This is a genomic window from Streptococcus mobilis (assembly GCF_059727625.1).
Map to the genome: position 1 here is coordinate 64190 of NZ_AP041823.1, position 22024 is coordinate 86213.

Annotated in this window: 22 protein-coding genes and 1 pseudogene; 1 reads left to right on the plus strand and 22 read right to left on the minus strand. The window is 43.5% G+C overall.

The window, feature by feature from the left end; all coding sequences use genetic code 11:
- Positions 1-156 precede the first annotated feature (156 nt).
- The gene (locus AC6IZR_RS00380) at positions 157-996 is read left to right on the plus strand and encodes a MurR/RpiR family transcriptional regulator (RefSeq protein WP_021154218.1); all 840 of its coding nucleotides are present in this window, start codon (positions 157-159) and stop codon (positions 994-996) included.
- A 97-nt stretch (positions 997-1093) separates the two neighbouring features.
- Here AC6IZR_RS00380 and AC6IZR_RS00385 read toward each other — a convergent pair whose 3' ends face one another.
- The 22 genes and pseudogenes from AC6IZR_RS00385 to AC6IZR_RS00490 form a co-directional block, all read right to left on the minus strand.
- Positions 1094-1981: an ROK family protein gene (locus tag AC6IZR_RS00385; RefSeq protein WP_013904418.1), complete on the minus strand. Its 888-nt coding sequence runs from the start codon at positions 1979-1981 to the stop codon at positions 1094-1096.
- 15 nt (positions 1982-1996) lie between these two features.
- Positions 1997-2914: a dihydrodipicolinate synthase family protein gene (locus AC6IZR_RS00390; protein ID WP_497848575.1), complete on the minus strand. Its 918-nt coding sequence runs from the start codon at positions 2912-2914 to the stop codon at positions 1997-1999.
- A gap of 31 nt (positions 2915-2945) precedes the next feature.
- The gene (locus AC6IZR_RS00395; RefSeq protein ID WP_195915561.1) at positions 2946-3593 is read right to left on the minus strand and encodes a DUF624 domain-containing protein; all 648 of its coding nucleotides are present in this window, start codon (positions 3591-3593) and stop codon (positions 2946-2948) included.
- 21 nt (positions 3594-3614) lie between these two features.
- The gene (locus AC6IZR_RS00400; RefSeq protein WP_347102175.1) at positions 3615-4067 is read right to left on the minus strand and encodes a NanQ anomerase/TabA/YiaL family protein; all 453 of its coding nucleotides are present in this window, start codon (positions 4065-4067) and stop codon (positions 3615-3617) included.
- A gap of 74 nt (positions 4068-4141) precedes the next feature.
- Positions 4142-4981 carry a carbohydrate ABC transporter permease gene (locus AC6IZR_RS00405; protein WP_003002334.1) on the minus strand — a complete coding sequence of 280 codons (840 nt, stop codon included), beginning with the start codon at positions 4979-4981 and terminating at the stop codon, positions 4142-4144.
- A gap of 15 nt (positions 4982-4996) precedes the next feature.
- On the minus strand, positions 4997-5884 hold the full coding sequence (locus tag AC6IZR_RS00410; RefSeq protein ID WP_013904414.1) for a carbohydrate ABC transporter permease: 888 nt from the start codon (positions 5882-5884) through the stop codon (positions 4997-4999).
- A gap of 182 nt (positions 5885-6066) precedes the next feature.
- Positions 6067-7383 carry an extracellular solute-binding protein gene (locus tag AC6IZR_RS00415; RefSeq protein WP_013904413.1) on the minus strand — a complete coding sequence of 439 codons (1317 nt, stop codon included), beginning with the start codon at positions 7381-7383 and terminating at the stop codon, positions 6067-6069.
- 139 nt (positions 7384-7522) lie between these two features.
- Positions 7523-8221, minus strand: a complete 699-nt coding sequence (locus AC6IZR_RS00420) for an N-acetylmannosamine-6-phosphate 2-epimerase (protein ID WP_049498133.1) — start codon at positions 8219-8221, stop codon at positions 7523-7525.
- Between the two features lie 170 nt (positions 8222-8391).
- Entirely contained in the window at positions 8392-8778 is a 387-nt protein-coding gene (locus AC6IZR_RS00425) for a hypothetical protein (protein ID WP_049498134.1), read from the minus strand.
- Between the two features lie 228 nt (positions 8779-9006).
- On the minus strand, positions 9007-9909 hold the full coding sequence (locus AC6IZR_RS00430) for a helix-turn-helix domain-containing protein (RefSeq protein WP_049498135.1): 903 nt from the start codon (positions 9907-9909) through the stop codon (positions 9007-9009).
- A 79-nt stretch (positions 9910-9988) separates the two neighbouring features.
- Positions 9989-10106 (minus strand): annotated as a pseudogene (locus AC6IZR_RS00435) (alcohol dehydrogenase); the annotation flags it as partial.
- 207 nt (positions 10107-10313) lie between these two features.
- Positions 10314-10637 (minus strand): hypothetical protein, encoded by a 324-nt coding sequence (locus AC6IZR_RS00440; protein ID WP_003009394.1) that lies wholly within the window; start codon positions 10635-10637, stop codon positions 10314-10316.
- Positions 10637-10942, minus strand: a complete 306-nt coding sequence (locus AC6IZR_RS00445) for a hypothetical protein (RefSeq protein ID WP_049498136.1) — start codon at positions 10940-10942, stop codon at positions 10637-10639. The genes AC6IZR_RS00440 and AC6IZR_RS00445 overlap by 1 nt, the downstream gene beginning before the upstream one ends.
- 13 nt (positions 10943-10955) lie before the next feature.
- Positions 10956-11537 (minus strand): hypothetical protein, encoded by a 582-nt coding sequence (locus tag AC6IZR_RS00450; RefSeq protein ID WP_014712637.1) that lies wholly within the window; start codon positions 11535-11537, stop codon positions 10956-10958.
- A 313-nt stretch (positions 11538-11850) separates the two neighbouring features.
- Entirely contained in the window at positions 11851-14502 is a 2652-nt protein-coding gene (gene adhE / locus AC6IZR_RS00455; protein ID WP_070505206.1) for a bifunctional acetaldehyde-CoA/alcohol dehydrogenase, read from the minus strand.
- A 402-nt stretch (positions 14503-14904) separates the two neighbouring features.
- Positions 14905-16707 carry an acyltransferase family protein gene (locus tag AC6IZR_RS00460; protein ID WP_049498137.1) on the minus strand — a complete coding sequence of 601 codons (1803 nt, stop codon included), beginning with the start codon at positions 16705-16707 and terminating at the stop codon, positions 14905-14907.
- Positions 16697-17101: an MORN repeat-containing protein gene (locus tag AC6IZR_RS00465; RefSeq protein WP_031572807.1), complete on the minus strand. Its 405-nt coding sequence runs from the start codon at positions 17099-17101 to the stop codon at positions 16697-16699. The genes AC6IZR_RS00460 and AC6IZR_RS00465 overlap by 11 nt, the downstream gene beginning before the upstream one ends.
- A gap of 28 nt (positions 17102-17129) precedes the next feature.
- On the minus strand, positions 17130-17555 hold the full coding sequence (locus tag AC6IZR_RS00470) for a low molecular weight protein-tyrosine-phosphatase (RefSeq protein ID WP_118228647.1): 426 nt from the start codon (positions 17553-17555) through the stop codon (positions 17130-17132).
- Positions 17556-17729: 174 nt separating this feature from the next.
- On the minus strand, positions 17730-18296 hold the full coding sequence (locus tag AC6IZR_RS00475; protein ID WP_118228648.1) for a nucleotidyltransferase family protein: 567 nt from the start codon (positions 18294-18296) through the stop codon (positions 17730-17732).
- A gap of 6 nt (positions 18297-18302) precedes the next feature.
- The gene (gene ruvB / locus AC6IZR_RS00480; protein WP_118228649.1) at positions 18303-19301 is read right to left on the minus strand and encodes a Holliday junction branch migration DNA helicase RuvB; all 999 of its coding nucleotides are present in this window, start codon (positions 19299-19301) and stop codon (positions 18303-18305) included.
- A 355-nt stretch (positions 19302-19656) separates the two neighbouring features.
- On the minus strand, positions 19657-20697 hold the full coding sequence (locus AC6IZR_RS00485) for an aldose epimerase family protein (RefSeq protein ID WP_021154207.1): 1041 nt from the start codon (positions 20695-20697) through the stop codon (positions 19657-19659).
- 81 nt (positions 20698-20778) lie between these two features.
- The gene (locus AC6IZR_RS00490; RefSeq protein WP_272157716.1) at positions 20779-21948 is read right to left on the minus strand and encodes an SIS domain-containing protein; all 1170 of its coding nucleotides are present in this window, start codon (positions 21946-21948) and stop codon (positions 20779-20781) included.
- Between the last annotated feature and the right edge of the window lie 76 nt (positions 21949-22024).

Below are 22024 nucleotides of genomic sequence, written 5' to 3' on the forward strand. Positions count from 1 at the left end.
CAAGATTGGTAGCGTTCTCTTCTTTTCTCCTATCCTGTTCCTAGTTTCAGTATTTCTTACTTGCTTTTACTTGAATAAAGCGGTTACCCATGTTATAATGTGTAATATATTATAGGAGCATCCTGTTATTTCATCTCGTGAGAAAGGAGGATTGCTGTGAAACAAGATCAAGATTTACGCACTATTATCGCCAGCCACGAAGCTGAGTTAACGGATATGGAACGCGACATTGCCCAGTACTTTTTATCATCCGAAGCACGACAGCACTCCCTGTCCTCTTCTCGTGTAACGGAGTTACTCCATGTCTCAAAGGCAGCTTTAACGCGTTTCTCTCAAAAATGTGGCTTCACTGGCTATCGGGAATTTGTCTATCACTTTAACGAAGAAACCAAAAATCAAAAACAGGTGCAAGAGCATGACGAACTCACTCTCAGTGTCTTGCAACGCTACCACCATATCAGTAACGTCACTGAAAGTCTGGTAAAAGATTCCCAATTAGATCAGGTAGCTGAACTAATTGATCAAGCGGACCGAGTCTATTTCTTCGGGATTGGTAGTTCCGGTTTAGTCGCTCGAGAAATGAAATTGCGCTTTATGCGCCTGGGGGTCGTTTGTGAAGCCCTAACCGATCAAGATGGGTTTACATGGACGACCAGTATTCTCGATTCCTCTTGTTTAGTCATCGGTTTCTCATTATCAGGAAGCACAAATTCCATTACAGACAGTCTTTTGGATGCCAAAGAAAAAGGGGCTAAGACGGTTCTTGTGACCGCTAATCCTGCTGCTATCCACCAAGGATTCACAGAAGTGTTACCGGCCGCACCCCTTCCTAGTAGTACCTATATCGATCGAATCTCTGCGATTTTACCACTCCTCATTGTGGTCGATTTGATCTATGCTCATTTCCTTAATAAAAGCCGAGAACAAAAGGAAATTGTCTTTAATAGCTACTGGGAAAACAAAAAGCTTTCTAGTCAACGTTCTCGAAAATCTTAATATGGTCTCCCTATTTAAAAAGCATGAAAGATCAGGTTTTCTTCATCTTTCATGCTTTTTTTGATGAATCAAAAACAAGTCGCTAACGCGACTTGTTTTATGTTCCATGTTTTTGTCTAAAGTGGTAGTAAGCCCCCAACATACCCGCGGCGTTTTGATGGTGGGCAAATTCCAAACGGATCTTATCTGCTAGGCTAGGAACGAGTTCCGCACACAGTGTTTGATAGATTTTAGGTTTCAGGATCGCTTCCTGAGCCATAATCCCCCCTCCAAGAACGATGACCTCTGGATTGACCACATAAACGATATTGGCCAGTCCTTTTCCAAGATAGGCCACCATCCGATCAATTCCAGCCATACAGATTTTATCTCCTTCCGTTGCCCGCTTGAAGATCCGACGACCATTCCACTGTTCCACAGGATCACCATGATGTTCTGCCACATACTCGACCAAAGCCGTCGTTGAAGCTAGATCCTGAAAGGCACCGTCTGGCAAATGAAGATAGCCAACCTCACAGGCTGAATTGCTAAAGCCATGAAAGACTTGACCATCGAGCAAGAGGCAACCGCCGATCCCTGTCCCAATTGTCAAGCAAACAGCATTGTTCGATCCTTTTGCATGGCCTGTAGTGACCTCTGCGAGACCGGCACAGTTGACATCATTTTCAATCTCACAAGGGATCTGAAAGGTCTCTTCGATTTCCTTTTTGAATTGGGTGCCTGCATAGTTGGGAATTTGTGGGCCAGCATAAAAGATTTCTCCCTTATCAGGATCCACCATTCCGGCCGAAGAAATCGCAACCCCTGCCAAGGGATGCTTCTTCAAATAACGGGCTACGATTTCCTTTGTTGTGTTAAGAATGTGAGGTCCTCCTTTTTGGGCCTCCGTTGGCATTTCATGGGTCTCTAGGAGTTGCCCTTTTGCATCGGCTAGACCATACTTGATACTGGTCCCTCCGATATCAATTACAACATATGGATTCATCTAGACCTCCTTTGATCAAAGGAATCTGGCTTTTGTGTCCTGAATGAGTTGAGCAGCACGTTGAATCACTTCTTGATCCGCTTCTACTACTGGCGTCAAAGGGGAGCGAACAGATCCCAAGTCCAAACCTTCATTGATGCGCAAAACCGCTTTGATGACCGCATACATATTGCCATGAGCAGACGTCAAGACTCCGATAATGTCATTGATGGCAAACTGCAGGGCACGCGCAGTCTCTAAGTCTTTCTCAGCAATCAGCTGATTGAGCTTCAAGAAGAGTTCTGGCATCGCACCATAGGTACCACCGATCCCAGCATGCGCTCCCATGAGACGGCCACCTAAGAATTGTTCATCTGGACCATTAAAGACAATGTGGTCGTCGCCTCCTAAAGAAGCAAAGGTTTGAATGTCCTGAATAGGCATCGAAGAATTCTTGACCCCAATCACCCGTGGATTTTTCAACATTTCCTTGTAAAGGCTCGGTGTCAAAGCGACCCCTGCCAATTGCGGGATATTGTAGATGACAAAGTCTGTATTGGGTGCGGCTGCACTGATTTCATTCCAGTAGTGGGCCACACTGTATTCTGGCAAGCGGAAATAGATCGGCGGAATGGCCGCAATGGCATCCACCCCTAGTTCTTCTGCATGTCGTGCCAATTCCACGCTATCCTTGGTGTTGTTGCAGGCTACGTGAGCAATGATGGTCAATTTCTCTTTAGCTACTGCCATCACTTCTTCCAAGATCAGCTTGCGATCGGCCACGCTCTGGTAAATACATTCGCCAGAGGATCCGTTGACATACAAGCCCTGCACACCTTTCACGATAAAATATTCTACCAGCGCACGAACCCGCTCCGGGCTAATTTCTCCTTGGTCATCATAGCAGGCGTAAAAAGCGGGGATGACTCCTTCATATTTTTTTAAATCAGACATTTTTTCTCCTTTTGTCACTAATAAATTCATTTTATTCTTGGTACTGGGCGAAAAGCTTTTCCATTAATCCAACTTGTGCAAAAGCCAAGCTTGAAAAGCCGAACAAGAAAAAGATCATAAGCCCCAATAGGAAAGCTAAAACTGAGCTTGCAAGAGCCATACATAGAAGAAAGAGAGCACTTCCCATGACAAAGAACCAAGGAAAATGTAAGCCTGTCACAATCATGGCTTTTTGCAAACACTCTTTCCAATCCAATTGGTAGCGGGCTGCAATCGGATAAGCAGCCAATAAGATCAACACAAGAAAGAGAAAGAGGCCTAAACAAATGGTTTTCAAAGCTTGGAAAGCTAGGGAAGTTTGCCCCCAAAATAAGAATAAATCAAAGAGACAAATACCTGCAACAATCAGTTCTAAACTTCCTAGTTGCAAGCCTATTTTCCAATTGTCCCGAAAAGCCTTCGCATAACTACGAATCACCGGAACACGACGCTGGTGCTTAATGGCAAATAAGGTCTGATACAAACTAATTTTCGCAATTCCAATCGTGAGAACTGGTAAACAACTTAGCACAAATAAAAGATTAACGGTTACCAAGTCAAGAACCTTCTCACTGATACGCATCACTACATTGTCCGTGTTAAAAACGGTTTTGATCAATCCTGCCCCCTTAGATGACATAGGCACTCCTTTCAAACGTGATCAATCGATCGCAATTTTAAATAGATATTTTTTCACGATATCTTCTTGCCCTGCATAGCCATTGGGTTGGTGAGGCTCCCTTGGAAAGAAAATCGCAAAATTATGATAGCCTAGATGAAGCGGATAAGACTCCTGACAATGGACAAAACCGATGTCCGATGCTTCATCAAATGCGATAGCCTCACCTGTCACACGATATCCATAACTCGAAAACTCATGCCCTTCTACTAATAAATGCAAATCGGCATATCTTTTGTGGTGTTCAAAGCGATCATTTTCTGCTTTGTTGAGGGTATTTTCTTGAACGACGAGAAAGACCTTATCCCCATCAATATCGTATCTCCCCAATTCAAAAGAATCCTTCCAATGCTCATAGAGAAAGTCAATGGCCTGATCCAGATTGGGGTGGATTCCTTTGTAAAAGGTGATGTTTTTTAAATCATCAAATATCATATTCTCATCCTTTCGATACTTCTCAGCCTAGCAAACCGATCTGTACACAACTATCGTTTGTCCAAGCAGACGACTTATCCTTTGACCGCTCCCATGGTAATCCCTTGTGTAAAGGATTTTTGGAACACGAGGAAGACCGTAACGATTGGCACTGCAGCTAGGGCTGCCCCAGCCATGATCAAGCCATAGTTGGTGGCCATTTCAGCCTGCATGGTCGCAACCCCTAGTGAAATAGTCAAGTTTTGACGAGAGGTCAGCATTACCAATTGCATAAAGTAGTCGTTCCAGGTGTTGATAAAGGTAAAGATGGCAAGGGCTGCAAATCCCGGTTTGACAATTGGGAAGGCAACGCTCCAGAAAGTTCGCAACTCTCCACAACCATCGATCTTAGCAGATTCTAAGAGTTCTGTTGGGATGTTTTCACTAAATTGCTTCATCAAGAAGACCCCGAATGGCCATCCAACCAATGGTAGAATAACCGCTGCAAGGGTATCATGGATTCCCATAAAGTTAATAATCCGTACCAATGGAACTAAGACAACTTGTTTCGGAAGGGCCATGGCCGCGATAAAGATAGCAAAGAGAATTCGTTGCCCATAGAAGCGTTTCTTAGCCAAGACATAACCTGCCAAGGAAGAGGTCATACACACCAAAAGCATGGTTGCTAGAGAGATGAAGACACTATTCCACAACCATTGTAGGGCTGGGTTTTGTACCATCAACTGTTGGAAGTTTTCCATGGTTGGTGTCTTTGGCCACCATTGAGGTGGGATCATAATGGTATCTGGCTGAGATTTAAAGGCCCCTGTCAAAATCCAATAAAATGGGAAAATGAACAAGACTGTCAAAAGGAGCAAAATGATCGTTGAAATCACTGTAAAGGCAGTGATGGGTTTCTTTTGTGTTGGTTTCATCTGAGGCTCCTTTCTTTAGTATTCTACGTCGTTTCCAAGGATCTTGAATTGCGCAAAACTGATAATGGCAATCATCACCGCAAGGAAGACACCCATGGTGTTGGCATAACCGTATTCAGAGAGTTTAAAGGCTTTTTCATAGAGGTAGTACATAAGGGTACTCGTTGAGTAGTTAGGACCACCAGATGTCAACAATTGGATCAAGGCGAAACATTGGAAAGAGTTAATGGTCGTAATGATCGCAATGTACAAAGTTGTTGGCAACAAGCTTGGCCATTTGATTTTCCAGAAAACCTGAAGTTCTGTCGCACCATCCACACGCGCAGCTTCTACGAGAGAATTATCAATATTCCCCATGGCTGCGATGTAGAGGATGATCGGTTGACCAACTGAAGTGGTCAACAAAATAATGATGATGGCCATCAAAGCCCAGTGTTTATCCCCCAACCAAGAAATGTTTTGGTTGATGACATGTCCAGATTTCAATACAAAGTTCAAAATCCCTGATAGTGGATCATAGATCCATTTCCACACAACCGTTACCGCTACACTCCCTGTAACAACTGGAAGGAAGAAGACGAAACGATAGAAAGAACGCGCAATAGCATTTTGATGGTAGGTCTGAGAAGCCACAAACAAGGAGAACAATACGACGATCGGAACCGAGCCGATAACGATGATGACGGTATTGATCAAGGACTTCACAAAGACCTTATCCGCAAACATACGGGAATAATTTTCTAAACCGACAAACTTAAAGGATGTCATAGAATAGTTGAAGAAACTTGTCACAAAGCCCATGATCATGGGTGCTAGGACAAAGACCGTAAAGAAGAGTAAAATGGGTGCTAGGAATGCGTAGGAAACGAGTGTCTCCCTCATTCGGATTTTGTTTACCTTCACAGTAAGGCACCTCCTAGTGTTCTTTTTCTATTTTCTTTTCTAAACATATCTTACGACTTAAGAAAAGAAGATCCAGAAAGAATGAAGACCCCTTCGTTCCATTCCAAAAAGAGAGATACGGATTCGAAGGGGCCTGCAAATTCTCATTTCTATGAAAGACTTAGGTCCGCTTCATAGACTGATTATTTTTTCGTAATGGTTTCGTTTGCTTTTTCAGTAAAGGTCTTCAAAGCTGGTTCTGCTTTTTCATCCCCGTTTGAGACAGATTGCAACATTGGGAACCATAGGGTCCGCATTTCTGCAAAACCGTCGATTGTGTTGTAGTATGGTGAGTAGTATTTTGTCCAAGTGCTGATGGTTTCCATCCGTTTGTCATCGTACAACTTACCAAATGAACTACGAACTGGGAAGGCTCCTGTACGCACAACATCTTTTGGACCCCATTCTTTGTCGTCTGCGATGAACTGTACAAATTTCTTAGCAGCAGCAATTTTCTTTTCATCTTTATTATTGAAGACTGCAAATCCATTGACAAGGTATTCCAATTTTGGCTTGCCTGAGTCAGATGGGAATGGCACTTCTACTACTTCGACCTTACTTGCATCCAACAATTTAGCTTGGATACCGTTTTGTGAAGGCGCCCACAAGATGGTGTAAGAAGTTTGACCATTCGCAAAGTTTTGGATGTCTGCTCCACCATCGAATTGAGAACCATTCATCATCAAGCCATCATTGATCCATTTAGAAGCTTTTTCCAAACCTTTGACAAATTTCGCATCATCGGTTGTATACTTGGTTACTTTTTCATCTGTAACAGAACCACCGTAAAGGTTAGCAATGAAGGCACGAGTTCCTTGGTCTCCACCTTGACCATTACTGAAGAGTGATCCTGGTGTGTAGCCTTTGTCTTTCAAGGCTTTCAAGACTTTTTCAAAGTCGTCTGTTGTCCAGCCTTCTTTGACAAGATCCAACACTCCTGCATCTTTGAGCATTTTCTTATTCATCGCCATGTAGAATGGTGCTGAACTAATTGGATACATGTAAGCTGTGTCGCCTGCCTTGCTGGCTTGAATGATATTTTCATTATTGACATCTTTGACAAAATCTTCGGTAAAGAGATCGTTCAAATCAGCCAATTTTCCATTTTTACCATACTGAATGATCCGTCCAGGCGCATCAAAGAGCACATCTGGAGCAGTTCCTGCTTCAATAGCAGTTGTGATCTTTTCAGGACCTGACTTGAAGTCAATCGTTTCCAAATTCACGTGGATATCTGGATTCGCTTTTTCAAAAGCTGCAATAATTGATTTTTCGTAGGTTCCGACACCATCTTCTGCTTTTTCTTGAGTAAAGACTGGGAATGCCCACCAGGTAATTTCTGTTTTACCAGAATTTCCACCAGAAGATTCTGATTTTGATCCTCCGCCAGAGCCACAAGCTGCGAGTGCTAGAAGAGCTGCACCAGCTACCAACGAGCACAATACTTTTTTCATTTTCATGTGATTTCTCCTCACAATTTGCGGTAAGATTACTCTTACAGGGGGTTATCCTCAATGAGGACGCCTATTCTTGTTCTTGTTTCAGATTCGACTACTCTCTATTCGGTCTCCTCCTCCTTCAATCTACTGTTTTGTTTTCTCATTTCAAGGCTGCGACAAAGCGCTCTGTAATCTCTTTTGGTCGGGTAATGGCGCCACCTACGACGATACCACGAACCCCGAGATCATGGATTTTCTTGGCCTGATCAGGGTAGTGGATCTTGCCTTCTGCGATGACATCTACTCCTGCTTGGCAGAGACTATGGATCAGTTTAAAATCTGGACCATCAACCTTTGGACTGTAGTCCGTATAGCCCGAAAGGGTCGTTCCGACAAAGTCCACTCCCGCTTCGACAGCTGTCAATCCTTCTTCCAGAGTCGAAATATCAGCCATCAAGAGTTGGTCTGGATATTTCTCTTTGACTTGATGGATAAAGTCACTAATCGAAAGCCCATCATGACGCGACCGCTTGGTACAATCAAGCGCAATAACCGCGATTTCCAAAGCTGCCAGCTCATCGACTTCTTTCATGGTAGCCGTGATAAAGGGTTCTTCCGGTGGGTAGTCACGCTTGATAATCCCAATGATCGGCAACTTGGTCACTTCCTTGATTTCCTTGATATCCCGGACACTATTGGCTCGGATTCCGACAGCTCCACCCTGCTCAGCCGCTTTGACCAAGAGAGGAATGACTCCTCCTGCTTCTGTATAGAGCGGTTCATGAGGGAGAGCTTGACAAGAAACAATGATGCCATCTTTGATTTGTTCAATCAGTTCATCTTTTGTAATCTTTGACATAACTCCTTCTCCTTTGATAATAAGGCAACTCGAGTACTTGTAAATTGATTATAATCTATTTTTAAAGCGCTTACAATATTAATCGTGCAATCGGATTATAGTTTCACATTTTAGGGCAAAATAAAAAGATCTCTGAAACTAGTTTCAGAGATCTAACACATGGTGATTCCCTAGGCCATCTTTTGAGTCGCTTTTTCCTTTACGACAAATACAAAGCCGATAGAACCGACGACGGCTCCAAGCAAGATCCAATAGACCATATCCGATGAAGCCATTGGGCCCGCCAAGAGACCTGCTAATAAAAAGAGATTGATATACAGTCGGGTATCCCGATAAAAGGTCCAATTGAAGTGGTAGCTACCTTCTGGATACTGACGTGTCGATACAGCTGGTTGAAAGACCTGAAGAAGGATCAAAATCCCAACAAAAGCAAGATAAGCCAGGCTAACTACCGAAAGCGGAGACCGCATCGTCAAAGCTACAGCCGCTAAAAGCAAGACCAAGATCCAGAAATGGAAGTCCATCCAGAATTCACGATGATAACAAAACCGTTTCATAAGATCACACCTTTCTCTTTATGTAATCGTTTTCTGCACTTATATTATAAGACTATAATAGGCTATTTACAAGAAATATGAAGTGAAAATTATAATTTATACATGATAATTTCATCCTCCTGTAATAGTTATAATTATCTTCCCTACCTAATTATTATTCCCACTTCACCTTCAATAACAATGGTATCACTTTAAAAATAAAATGGACATGACATAAATGTCACGTCCTCATTTTTTAAAATGTTTTTCCATTTCTTTTTTTATTTTATTTTCAAGATCAAATTCGCCAAATGAATGAGCGCAAACCATTGCTTGGTGATAAAATACTTTTGCCTTTTCTATGTCTTTTTCCACGTAGAATGCATAGGTTCCTTTCATCATATCTATACCCGGCTTTTGTTGAAAATATTGAGTTTCTTGTACCAATTTATCCAATTCATCTATATATGGACCCAACTGCTCATAATCTTCATCTTGATATAAAATAGAAGTCATCGCTATTAAATTTCTGGTTATTAAATATAGGCTCGTTTTATCAGATGAATCTTTGGTAGCAATCATTTTATCAACTAAAACCATAGCATCTCTTTTATCCTTGGCTCTCGCGAGACATTTGAACAAAAATAATTTGATGATTAATAGATCATTTTGAGAAAATTCTTTTTTAGTCATCAATTGCCCAAAATATTCCTCAATCAAATTTTCTCCATATTCAGCTTTCTCAGTTGAAAAAACATTTAACGCTGCATCTACAGCTTCAATAGCAACTTGTTCCTCTTCTGGTAAATCTTCAAAATACGATTCGTAAATCTCATCAAAATAAGATTCCTTTAGTCTTATCCGTTCTTCATCCCCATATGTCATAAAATGAGTAACTAGAAATTTCAATTCTAGATATCTACGAGGCAATACCGCTTTTTCATGATCTACAATATTCGACACTGGAATACCCAACATATTCGCAATATATTCTAATTTTTTTAAGCTAGGCAAAGACTCTCCCTTTTCAATACGTACTAACTGACGAACTGTTAATTCACTTTCATCATTACAAAGTACTTCTCTCGTCATCCCCTTTTCTTCTCTTAATCGTCTTAGTTTTTTCCCAATTTCACTTTTTATATCTCTCATCTCTTAATCCTCTGAAAAAGGGCTAGAAGTTACCTCCCAGCCCTACTAAAAAAACTATGAACAAACATTAGTTGCCACTTCATTCACTGATATCATTTTCGATAATGACCTTGAGTGCATGGCTTTCACCTACATGTTTAAAGACATCATAGGCTTTTTTTAACTTCTGAGAGTTTGAAGTAGTGGGTGATGAGCTTGATCCAGCAGTTGCAGATTGCCTGCAGATACATAGGTTGCAGCTTTCATAAGCGACTCCTTTTTGTTGGTTTGATAAAACCATGTTCTGTATATTTCTTTGTGATATTATAACATATAGAGTAAGCGTTTACAATGGTTCGAAGCATATTTTAAAAAGTTTTTTGAGCAAACAAAAACATTCCTCTTATCTCTACCAGAGGAATGTTTCAATCACCTTGTTCTAATTGTTGACGTTGCTTGTAGTACTCTTGCTGTTCGCGCTCACGCTCTTCTTCTAAGCGCTCTTCATAGCGCTTGAGTTCTGCCTCAAACTCTTCTTGCAAGGCAAATAAACGCTCCAAGCCACTTTGGGCCTCCGCACTTGGCGCTTGAAAATGCAGAGCACTTAGCCAGTCCACTAAATTTTCTGTATGTTGGCGGACATCCATACGCATATCCGCATAATCCCACTCCAACTCGCTCAGTTTCTGGTTGAAGCGGTAATGTCGATCTTCTAGTTGTTCTAATTCACTATTTCCTGAATGGTACATCACATACCTCCCTTAATCGGACTCAATAAAATCGGCTTCTTCACTGATTTCAGTGCTATTTCTACCGCGTCCGCTGCTCCTCCTGTAAATCCATCTTTCAAATCACTAACCAGGGTCGTTGTAGCAAAAGAGCGCATCTTTTCGGATTGACCGCCCAAGGTTACCTGCAAACTCATCCCTTCCAACATCATCAAGGCTTTTTGCGTTGCAATCAAACTTCGGATCGCAATCCGCTCTTGCTCCTTTTTAATCTCTCGATGGAGCTCCTCAATTCGTTCTCTGTCCTCTCCCAGGATCTCTAACATTTTTTTCTCCTACTTATGAAAAATCAAAGGCCGTCGCTTGTCCCTTGTCCAAGTCCACCAATTGAGCTGATGCAGCCTCCAACTGACCCGCCAAATCTGACAAGCGAGTAGAGTAGGCCTTTGCTTGGGCGAGGTTCTCCGCCTCTACTGCTTGGTCCCAACAAGTATCCATGGAGAACTCCCCTAATAGTTGCTCCACTTCTGCGTCTGTTAAAAATTGAGCCATACTGTGGGCCATTTGAGACACCTCAGCGACTTTATGGGAAACCATCTCCTTGGCCTCTTCCAGTTTATCCTTGACCTCTGCCTCAAAGACAGTGGCTTGCGCTGAAGCATTCTGTGCTACTGCCAGCACCAATTCCTCCCGCAATTGAATAGTCTGGGTCCCAGATGCTCCTGCCAGTTGCTGATGGAGACTAGAAATACTAGACGAATGCCCACTACTTTGACCAGGCCTTTCCTGCCCATACATGGAGACCACCGAAGCAGATGATGGCTGATTTTCTGAAGTGGAAGTTCCCTGATCTCGTTGGGGCATGTCAATAATTTTCTGTGCCTGATCTTGTCTTCCTTGCACTTCACCTTCTAACTCCATATGAGATGGCCTCCTTTCTAAGTTCCTTATTATTTGTTTCCTATAACTGAAAAGCTATCATAACCCTTCAACTACAAGCAGATTCACACATTATAGGGTAACATAAATTAGCTCGCAATGCTATAAAAATAGCACAGATTTTTGAAAAAAGTCTAATTTTCTATGAAAGAAAGAGAATTCCAACTCTAAATCGCCAAGATAAAGTCGATTTTACAATTTCCATAGTCAGCATAAAATTTGAAAATACCATCAAAAATCCCCCCACTCGAAAGAGTAGGGGGTAGCTGATAAACATCAGTTGTTCTCTAGTGTCTTATTTACGACGTCCTGGACGTTCTTTGTAACCATAGTATGCATCTTCGATGATTTCTTGCATGTGGTCTACCATTGGAAGACGTGGGTTAGCTGGTGAACATTGATCTTCGTAAGCAAGGAAGGCCAATTCACGAGAATGTTTCTTCCATTCTTTTTCATCGATGCCTTGTGCTTTGAAGTTCATTTCGATACCTACGCGTTCACCGAGTTCGTATACAGCTTTTGCGTAAGCTTCAACGGCTTCTTCTGGAGTAGAGCATGGAAGTCCTAGCATACGAGCGATATCTTGGTATTTTTCATCTGCACGGTAGTAGTTGTACTTAGGCCATGTAGCTGTCTTGGCTGGGCGTGTACCGTTGTAGCGGATAACGTATGGAAGCAAGATGGCATTGGTCCGTCCGTGGATGGTGTGGAATTGCGCACCGATCTTGTGGGCCATGGAGTGAGAAATACCGAGGAAGGCATTGGCGAAGGCCATACCTGCGATGGTTGACGCATTGTGCATCTTTTCACGTGAATGGAAGTCCGCATTCTTCACTGAGCTTTCCAAGTTTTCAAAGACAAGTTTAATAGCTTGAAGAGCAAGACCATCAGTGTAGTCACTTGCCATTTGTGATACGTAAGCTTCAGTCGCGTGCGTCAAAACGTCCATACCAGTGTCTGCTGCAACAGATCCAGGAACTGTCAATACCAAGGCAGGGTCTACGATGGCAACAGTTGGTGTCAATGAGTAGTCAGCGATTGGGTATTTACGGTTGTTTTCTTTATCAGAGATAACGGCAAATGGGGTTACTTCAGATCCTGTACCAGATGTAGTTGGGATCGCAATAAATTTGGTCTTCTTACCAAGCAATGGGAACTTGAAGGCACGTTTACGGATATCCATGAATTTTTGAACCAAGTCACGGAAGTCCACTTCTGGTTGTTCGTAGAAGAGCCACATTACTTTAGCCGCATCCATTGGAGATCCACCACCGAGAGCGACGATGGTATCTGGTTTAAAGGCACGCATGATCTCAGTACCACGTTCAACGGTTGTGATATCTGGATCTGGTTCTACGTCTGCAAAGATTTGGTAAACCACCTTGTTGCGACGAAGGTCAAGCTGTTCGATGATACGATCAAGGAAACCAAGCTCTACCATAGCGTGGTCTGTAACGATCATGACACGTTCAACGTCACGACATTTTTGTAGGTATTCAATTGAATCACGTTCAAAGTATGTTTTTGAAGGAAGTTTCATCCATTGCATGTTATTTCTCCGGCGTCCGACTTTTTTGATATTCAAGAGGTTGATGGCACTAACGTTGTCCCCAACAGAGTTGCGTCCGTAAGAACCACATCCAAGTGTCAATGATGGCAAGAAGGCATTGTAAACATCCCCGATACCACCGAAAGTCGAAGGAGAGTTGCAGATAACACGAATAGCTTTGACTGCTTTACCAAATTCTTTGGTCAATTCTTCATCAGCAGTATGGATGGCTGCTGAGTGACCAAGACCGTTGAATTCAACCATTTGGCGAGCTTTGTTAATTCCGTCTTCACGGCTTTCAGATTTCAAAACAGCGATGACTGGTGACAATTTTTCACGAGTCAACGGTTCTTTTTCGCCAACTTCTTTACATTCTGCCGCAAGGATATTGGTTCCTTCCGGTACAGAGAAGCCAGCTTGTTCAGCGATCCATGCTGCTGGTTTCCCAACGATGTCCGCATTCAATTTCGCACCTGCACAGTTCTTGCTGTTGGCTTTTACGCCGAAGCAGAACTCTTCAAGAAGGGCTTTTTCTTTTTTGTTGACAAAGTAAGTGTGGTAAGATTTGAATTCTTCAACAAACTCATCGTAGATTTCTTTATCGATGATGACCGCTTGTTCAGACGCACAGACCATTCCGTTGTCAAATGATTTAGACATGACGATATCGTGTGCTGCTTGGCGGATGTTAGCTGATTTTTCAACATAAGCAGGTACGTTTCCGGCACCTACCCCAAGAGCTGGTTTCCCACATGAGTATGCCGCTTTAACCATGGCATTCCCACCGGTCGCAAGGATCGTAGCAACTCCTTCATGGTTCATAAGGGCACTGGTTGCTTCCATAGAAGGTTGGGTAATCCATTGCACACAGTTCTCAGGTGCTCCAGCTGCAATTGCCGCATCGCGTACGATTTGTGCCGCATGAGCAGATGATTCTTGAGCAGATGGGTGGAAGGCAAAGACGATAGGGTTCCGTGTCTTCAAGGAAATCAATGCTTTAAAGATTGCTGTTGAAGTAGGGTTGGTTGTAGGTGTGATCCCGCAGACAACACCGACTGGCTCAGCAATCAAAGTTAAACCAGTGACGTCATCTTCTGAAATGACACCAACTGTTTTGGTGTGACGCATGTTATTTACTACGTGTTCACAAGCGAACAAGTTCTTAGTCGCCTTGTCTTCAAAGACACCACGACCAGTTTCTTCATAAGCATGAAGAGCGAGCTCACCGTGTGCGTCAAGAGCAGCCACAGATGCTTTCGCTACAATGTAGTCCACTTGCTCCTGGTTCAATTTGCGCATCTCTTCAAGCGCCACAAGCGCTTTTTGCACCAACTCGTCTACATGCTTTTCAGCAGCGAGTTTCTTTTCTTCAGGTGAGAGAGTTTTTTTATCAGCCATTTGATGCTTTCCTCCAATGTTTGAAACCCTTATCCTTTTCTAGAACTTTTTCATGTTTTCGGAAATTTTCAAGAATAGTGTAAGAAATTTCGATTTGTTAATTATTTCACAATATAATTGTACTCTATTTTGAGATTTTTGTAAACACTTCCAAGCAACTTTCACAAAGATTTTTTTGAAGTTTGTGAAAATTTTATCAATCCTATTGCTGTGAAAGCAATTATCTAGCAAAATTGTGAAAAAATAATTAAAAAAATTTTTTCTTCACAAAGTGATATTTTCAATTGATTTTTGTAAGCGTTTTCTTAATCTTACTAAAAAAAGCAGCTTTTTACAAGTAAAAAGTTGCTTTTTGTTTTATTTTGTTAGGATTTGTTTTGTTTCAGTTTCAGAGAAGCATTTTTACTTCTTAACTGGACCTTTTTCAGCCTTGTCAAGAGCTTCTTTGACTGTTTGAGCATAGAGTTCTCCACCATTGGTTTCCATATTGAAGTGAACAGAGTCTGTTCCCACCCAAATATTTGGATTTTCAATTGCTACTTGGTACCAGTCCGCAATGGTGATATAGTCGTATTTCTTAGCTAGTTCCAACTCATAAAGTCGGGTTTGAACCGATTCACTGGACTGATCGTTGGCATATCGACCATCATATGGTGTCACAAGGATCAAGCGACGGCCTTTTGGAAGTTTTTCAACGTACTGATCCAGCAACTCTTTGTAGTTGCTCACGGTATTAGTTCCTAGAGCAATGACTACATTTTTTAGGAGAACTTTATTGGAGATATCGGTCTCAAAGACCTTCATTCCATTTTCCAACTGACGGCTCACCACTGCATCGATCTGGATGCCCGGGATCGCTTTGGTTAGGTAGTCCTGCGCTCGCAAGTTAACCGAATCACCAATCATGGTCACACCATTTGAGACGTTATAGTCTGTTGCAGTTGCATTGTCCACCTGCGTCCGTGTAACCTGCATTTTGCTGTCTGCTTGATTGAGCCCACTCACCACCAAACTCTCATCAAAAGCTCCGACGGTTGGTGCAAAGGCGGAGATTCCGACCATCAAGAGAGCCAGTGGAATCATGAGGTAAAAGATCGGCTTGGTCAAAAAACTGAGATCCATCTTCATACCAAAGACCCGAGGTTCCTTGCCTGCAATGGTTGGCTCCAAAATATAGAAGGACAGAGCCGTTAGAATCAAGGAAACGATCGTCGTCACAAGGGCTGCCATCATATTTCCCAAATGTTGAGAGAAGATGATAAAGAAAGGCCAGTGGAAAAGATAGACACCATAACTGGTATCTGCCAAGAAATTGAGGATGGCTGGTTCTTTTTTATCTGGCGTCTTCTCATGGAGAATGCGGGCCGACAGAATCATGGCACAAGCTGCGATTGTCGCTGCTAAAAAGCCAAACAGATAGGTCCACAAGCTATCAAATGGCAAGAAAAGACTGAGCACAAACAAGAAGGCAAAGCTTCCACCCAAGACCGATAAGGTCTTTTTCATGCTCCAAGACTGCACCAGCTTTGTAAAGTTCGGGCTGACATTGGCAATCCCTGTCACCGTTGCTAGGCATGATCCTGCAAAGAAGGGGAAGATGTGAGTGAAGCTAGAAAAATAGATGGTAGAGAAATTGGCTGTCAGAAAGGCACGGATGAACATGGACAAGAAGGGGAAGAGAAAGAGCCCGCTGGATGCCAGGAAGAGCATACCTCGGTATTTCCCAACCGTCTTAGCCCGCTTAGCCAAGAACCATGCCAAAAGTGCCCAGAGCACATAGTAATGCACTTCTAGGGCCAAACTCCAGGTATGAAGGAAGAGATGTGGAATGAAGTTACTTTCGTAACTACCACCCGTTGCCATCTCAAAGAAATTGGTCACAAAACCGAAGACCGCCGCAATCTGAGTCCCAATACCAGCCACGTAGTCCCGTTGGACCATAAAGGTAAAGGGCATCACGACCAAGACCATAAAGACAAGGGGTGGTACGATCCGGTAAAAGCGCCGTTTCAAGAATGCCAGGTAGTCGATTCCTTGCTTGCGCGCAAATTCATCGATCAAGAGCGCTGTAATCAAAAATCCTGAGAAGGTGAAGAAAATATCTACCCCAATGAAGCCTCCAGGAAAGGCTTTTTGGAAGAAATGGTAAAGCAATACCAATAAGAGTCCTGTAACACGGACTAGTGAAAACCATTTAATGCGCATTTTGATAAATCCCCTGCTTGAATGTTCCTTTGTATACGACGTTGGCTTCTGTGGTTAAGGTGCCTTTGCCCTCCGGCTGGCCGTTAACAAACTGCCCTTCATAGGTCCAACCATCCTTGGACTTAAACTTACCATAGCCGCTAAAAGAGCCGTTGACGAGGTTACCTGTATAGGTATCCCCATTTTTAAAGGTGACGGTTCCCTTGCCATTCATCTTGCCACGGACCAAACTTCCGTCGTAACGGATCGCCCCCTTATCCAAGGTCAAGACGCCCTGACCTGGAATGGCTGAAAGGAAAACCAGCAAAGCAGATAGAACAATCACGACTAATGCTGCTATTTCTAAATTTTTTCGCGTCAGATAGACCTTATAAGTCTCATAAAATTCTTTCATATTCTGTATTCTCTCACATATCAAACTCTTAAGAAGTTGCTAACTGATCTAACCAAGCCTTACAGCCGCTCAGGACTCTGGAATAGGTCTCCTCAAAATCACCGGTATACCACGGATCTGGCACACTTTCAGCAGCAAAAAGATGAATCTTGTGTTCTGTTCCTGCAGGAGCCATTCGCTTCAGATCTGCTACATTGTTTTCGTCCATCCCTAGGATCAAATCAAAGTTGTAAAAATCCTCTTCCTTGATCTGTAAGGACGTCTTGGCTGGATCATACGGGACCTGGTATTGTTGAAAGATTTTCTGGGTTCCCCGATGGATGGGATTGCCATGTTCCCAGCTCGAGGTGGCCCGACTTTCAATCTCATACTGATCCGTCAAGTCCTTCATGACAAACTCCGCCATGGGGCTCCGACAAATATTTCCTAAGCAGACAAAGACGATTTTTTTCATGATTCCACCTAACTCCTTGTTCGGACTGCCCAACCTAGCTGAGCTCTTGGCTTTCCACTATGGAAAAACCAGCATACTATTACTATTATAACAAAAATGTGACAGAAAGATGACAAAGTGGCTCCATCATTTTAAAGAAAAATCAGATTCCTTTTTCAAATCTGATCTGTTTCTCTATTTTGGAAAACGAACCTCTAATAGAGGCCATTTACTCTGCCAATTTTTCTTTTTCATCCGCTCTGTATAAACCGCTAAACGCTCTGGACTGGCTAAAAAATGCGGAGTTGGCTGAACAATGAAGTCCTCGATATCCTTTGTCCCATAAGGGAGAAAGAGCTCTAGCTGACCATTTTTCCTTAAGCGAACCGCAAGAGCCGTACACTGCTCGGGGTATTTAGAAACCGCGTCACAAGCACTGCGATAAGGAGCCGTCCCCGGACTATGCTGGTGCATATAGACTTGATTTTTGACTTCCCAAGCGTACTGAGGATAGGTCTTCTTTAATTCTTGCTCGATCTGGAAAGTCTCCTCATAGCTGATCGTAGGATCATAAAAGACCAGATCCATATCGGTTGTCGCGTCAAACCCTGGTCTGCCAGAGAGCTGGTTCCAGATGAAATTTCGCACCGCACCCGCCGCTAACCAGGCATCTGCCAAGTTGAGATCTCGAATGATAGCCAAGACAGTCATCATCTCCGGATCCGCTTGGATTTGCTTTACTATCGCTTCTTCCGTCAGCATCTTCTTCTAGTCTCCATTGTAGGGATAACCCAGGTGTTCGTAAGCCTTGCGAGTCGCCACGCGCCCTGTCCGGGTCCGCATGATAAAGCCTTTCTGAATCAAGTAAGGCTCATACATATCTTCTACAGTCTCTCGCTCTTCAGCAATATTGACCGATAGAGTCCCAAGCCCGACCGGGCCACCGCCGTACATCTCAATCATGGTCCGCAGGATCTTTTGATCGACATAGTCCAGTCCTTCATGGTCCACATCCAGCATAGAGAGGGCCTTGTCGGTAATGGTATCATCAATCAAGCCATCGCCCACGATCTGAGCAAAATCGCGCACTCGTTTCAGCAACCGGTTGGCAATCCGAGGGGTCCCCCGACTACGAAGAGAAAGCTCTTCGGCAGCTTCGTGGGTAATTTCCATCTCAAAGATTTCGGCGGTCCGCTCGACAATCTCTGTCAAATCATCTTGCTCATAGTATTCCATGTGCCCCGTAATTCCAAAGCGAGCACGCAAGGGATTGGACAGCATACCAGCTCGCGTCGTTGCCCCAATCAAGGTGAAAGGAGGAAGGTCCAGATGGACACTCCGGCTGCTCTCACCAGCACCAATCATGATATCGATGTAGAAATCTTCCATGGCGCTGTAAAGCACTTCTTCGACTGACATAGGAAGACGGTGGATCTCATCGATAAAGAGGACATCGCCCGGCTCTAGATCATTGAGGATGGCTACCAAGTCACCAGCCTTTTCAATGACAGGACCAGAAGTCTGCTTGAGATTGACACCCAGTTCATTGGCAATGACAAAGGCCATGGTGGTTTTCCCCAGTCCCGGAGGGCCAAAAAGAAGGACATGATCCAGTGCTTCATCCCGAAGCTTAGCCGCCTCAATAAAGATTTTCAGCTGGTCCTTGACCTTATCTTGACCAATATATTCATGTAAATATTGCGGGCGCAGCGTCCGTTCAACGGCCTCTTCATCGCCCATGATTTCATTGTCTAAAATTCTACTCATACAGTCTATTATAGCAAAAAATGATACCTTCGGTACCATAAATAGAATGTGTTTTTTAAAGATCCTAGTTCTCACTAGCGTTCGAACTGCGTCAACGTACCTAAACTCGCTGATGCTCGTAAAGAATAAGGAACGTAGAAAAAAGCCACCGGTTTTGGTGGCTCTTATAGGGAGATTATTATGAAAAAGTTTTAGGAGTTTTATCATTCAAAGTTAGGAGGTCTTTGATGATGGTATTAGTATACGATAGGAAGCTTAAACTTTCCTTATAGTTTTTCTAAAAAATTTTTTTCGAGAAAAAGAGGGAGCTCCAATCAAGAATTTTACATCCTTGTTTGGGCCTCCCCTTTTCATATTATTTCTTAGCGATAGCGTGGTAGCTGGTCTTGCTAGTGAAGACTTGACCCGCTCTCAAGATGACCTTTTCAGCCTGGTCACTGTGAATGGCATCTGGCACTGTTTGGAATTCTAGAGCCAAGCCATTGTGCTGAACCATTGGTTGACCTTGCAGATGAACAGTCTCGTCTACGAAATTGGCTGAATACACTACCAAGGCTGGGGCTTCTGACTTGAAGGTCAAAAAACGTCCAGATGGCTGATGGTAAAGAAAGCCAGCATTTTCATGCCCTTCTGGAAGAGCAAATGGATGGTCTAATCCTTCTACCAGGCGGATTTGCGGATCAGAGTCCTTAAAAAGATCCTCCAAGAGCATAGCTTGATAGAGATGCTGGACAACCGGACTTTCTCTATCCACGGTCTGAAGAGGGACACCGTCAGGATGGATAGGGTAAAGCCCTTGATGGTTGATCTGAAAGACATGGTCGTTGATCGGTTGGGTGAAGTTCCCAGATAGGTTGAAATAGCTGTGGTTTGTCGGGTTGACCAAGGTATCTTGATCCGTTTCTACCCGATAGGCAATCTCGAGTTCACCATCTTCCGTCAAACCATAGGTTACCCAGATCTTGAGATTTCCAGGGAAACCGCCGGTACCATCTGCACGCTCTGTGTACAGAGTGATTTCCTGATCCGTTACCGACTCCACGCTAAACAAGGCGCTGTCCCAACCCGTCGGTCCACTGTGGTTGCAGTTGGCACCGTTATTAGCTTCCAAACGATAGGTTTGACCATTGAGTTCAAAGCTGGCTCCTGCAATCCGGCCTGCTACTGGGCCAATACTAGCCCCATATTTAGGGCTATTACCCACATAGTCCTCAAAGCGATCAAAGCCTAGTATAATATTAGCAAACTGGTCTTCTTTATCAGGCGTCACATATTCTAAGATCGTCGCCCCATAGGTCATGACAGATAATTGATAGCCCTTGTCATTTTCGAGGCGATAAGCCCGAACCTCTTGATTCTGCCATTCTCCAAACACGCTTTCTTGATACTGTTTCACAAACCTTCTCCTCTCACTGTTTTTCTCCATTGTATCAGTTTCACAAGAAGAAACACTCCACTTTTTATAGAAAATTAGTGGCTATTCTTTATGAAATGGATGAATGATCACCCCTTGCACAACCCGATTGACGGTACCAGTCGGTGAAGGCGTATCTGGGCGATTTTGCACCTTGAGCGAAGTCAAGAGAGAAATCAATTGACCATAGATAATGTATGGGAAGGCACGGTAAATATCTAGTGAGTCTGCTGATGCTTCTACTAACACTTCCCGTACATGCTCAATCCCTGCAACTTGATCCGTCAAGAGGACAACTTGACGGGCAATTTGATCCCCTGCAACTTCTCGAACCAAGTCCAGATCATACTGACGGGTATAAGGATCAATGGAGCCAAAGACCAAGACGAGGGTTTGGTCATTGATGAGGGATTTTGGACCGTGACGGAAGCCGACAGGACTCTCGTACATGGTCGCGATTTTGCCTGCGGTTAATTCCAAAATCTTGAGCTGGGCTTCATGGGCTAGACCAAAGAAAGGTCCTGCTCCCAGATAAATCACGCGCTCAAAGTCTAGATCGACCACTTCCTTGACCTCACGGTCCTTCTCCAAGATTTGCTCAGACAGATCAACCAGCTCTTCTACTCGTTTTTCCTTGATCTCTTCCTCACTTGGATCAAAGACCAAGAGAGCTGTCAAGAGCATGGAGGTGAAGCTAGAGGTCATCGCAAAGCCAGCATCATTGGTTTCTTTAGGTTGGAGAAGCAAGAGATTGCGCTCATCTCCGTGGGCTTGCTGGGCCAGCTTTCCTTCTTCCGCACAGGTAATGGTGATCTGATAAAGCTCAGCGACCAAGTCTTGGGCCAACTGCACGGTTGCGACACTTTCTGGCGAATTGCCACTCCGGGCAAAGGATACTAAAACCGTCGGAACCTCTTTTTTCAAATAGGTTTGAGGATGTGCTACGATATCCGTCGTCGCAATGGATTGAAAATTCCAGTGGCGTTCATCATGTACTTCCTGCAAATATGGAACCAAGGTATCTCCCACATAGGCTGAGGTCCCAGCCCCTGTCAAGATGACCTTGATATAGTCATGCTCTTGCCCAATTTTTTCTAAGAAAGCTTTTATTTCCGCTTTTCTTTCTTGGTACAAGCGAGCCGTTTCTTTCCAAACACTTGGTTGTTGGTAGATCTCACGAGTGGTGATCTCTGCTCCTAGTTCCTGCAAGTCTTCTTTTGTATAGTCTAACATAGAAACTGTTGTTCCTTTCTACAATCTAACGTTGATAAATGGGAAAGGAGCCTGAGATGATGCTCCCAGACTCCCA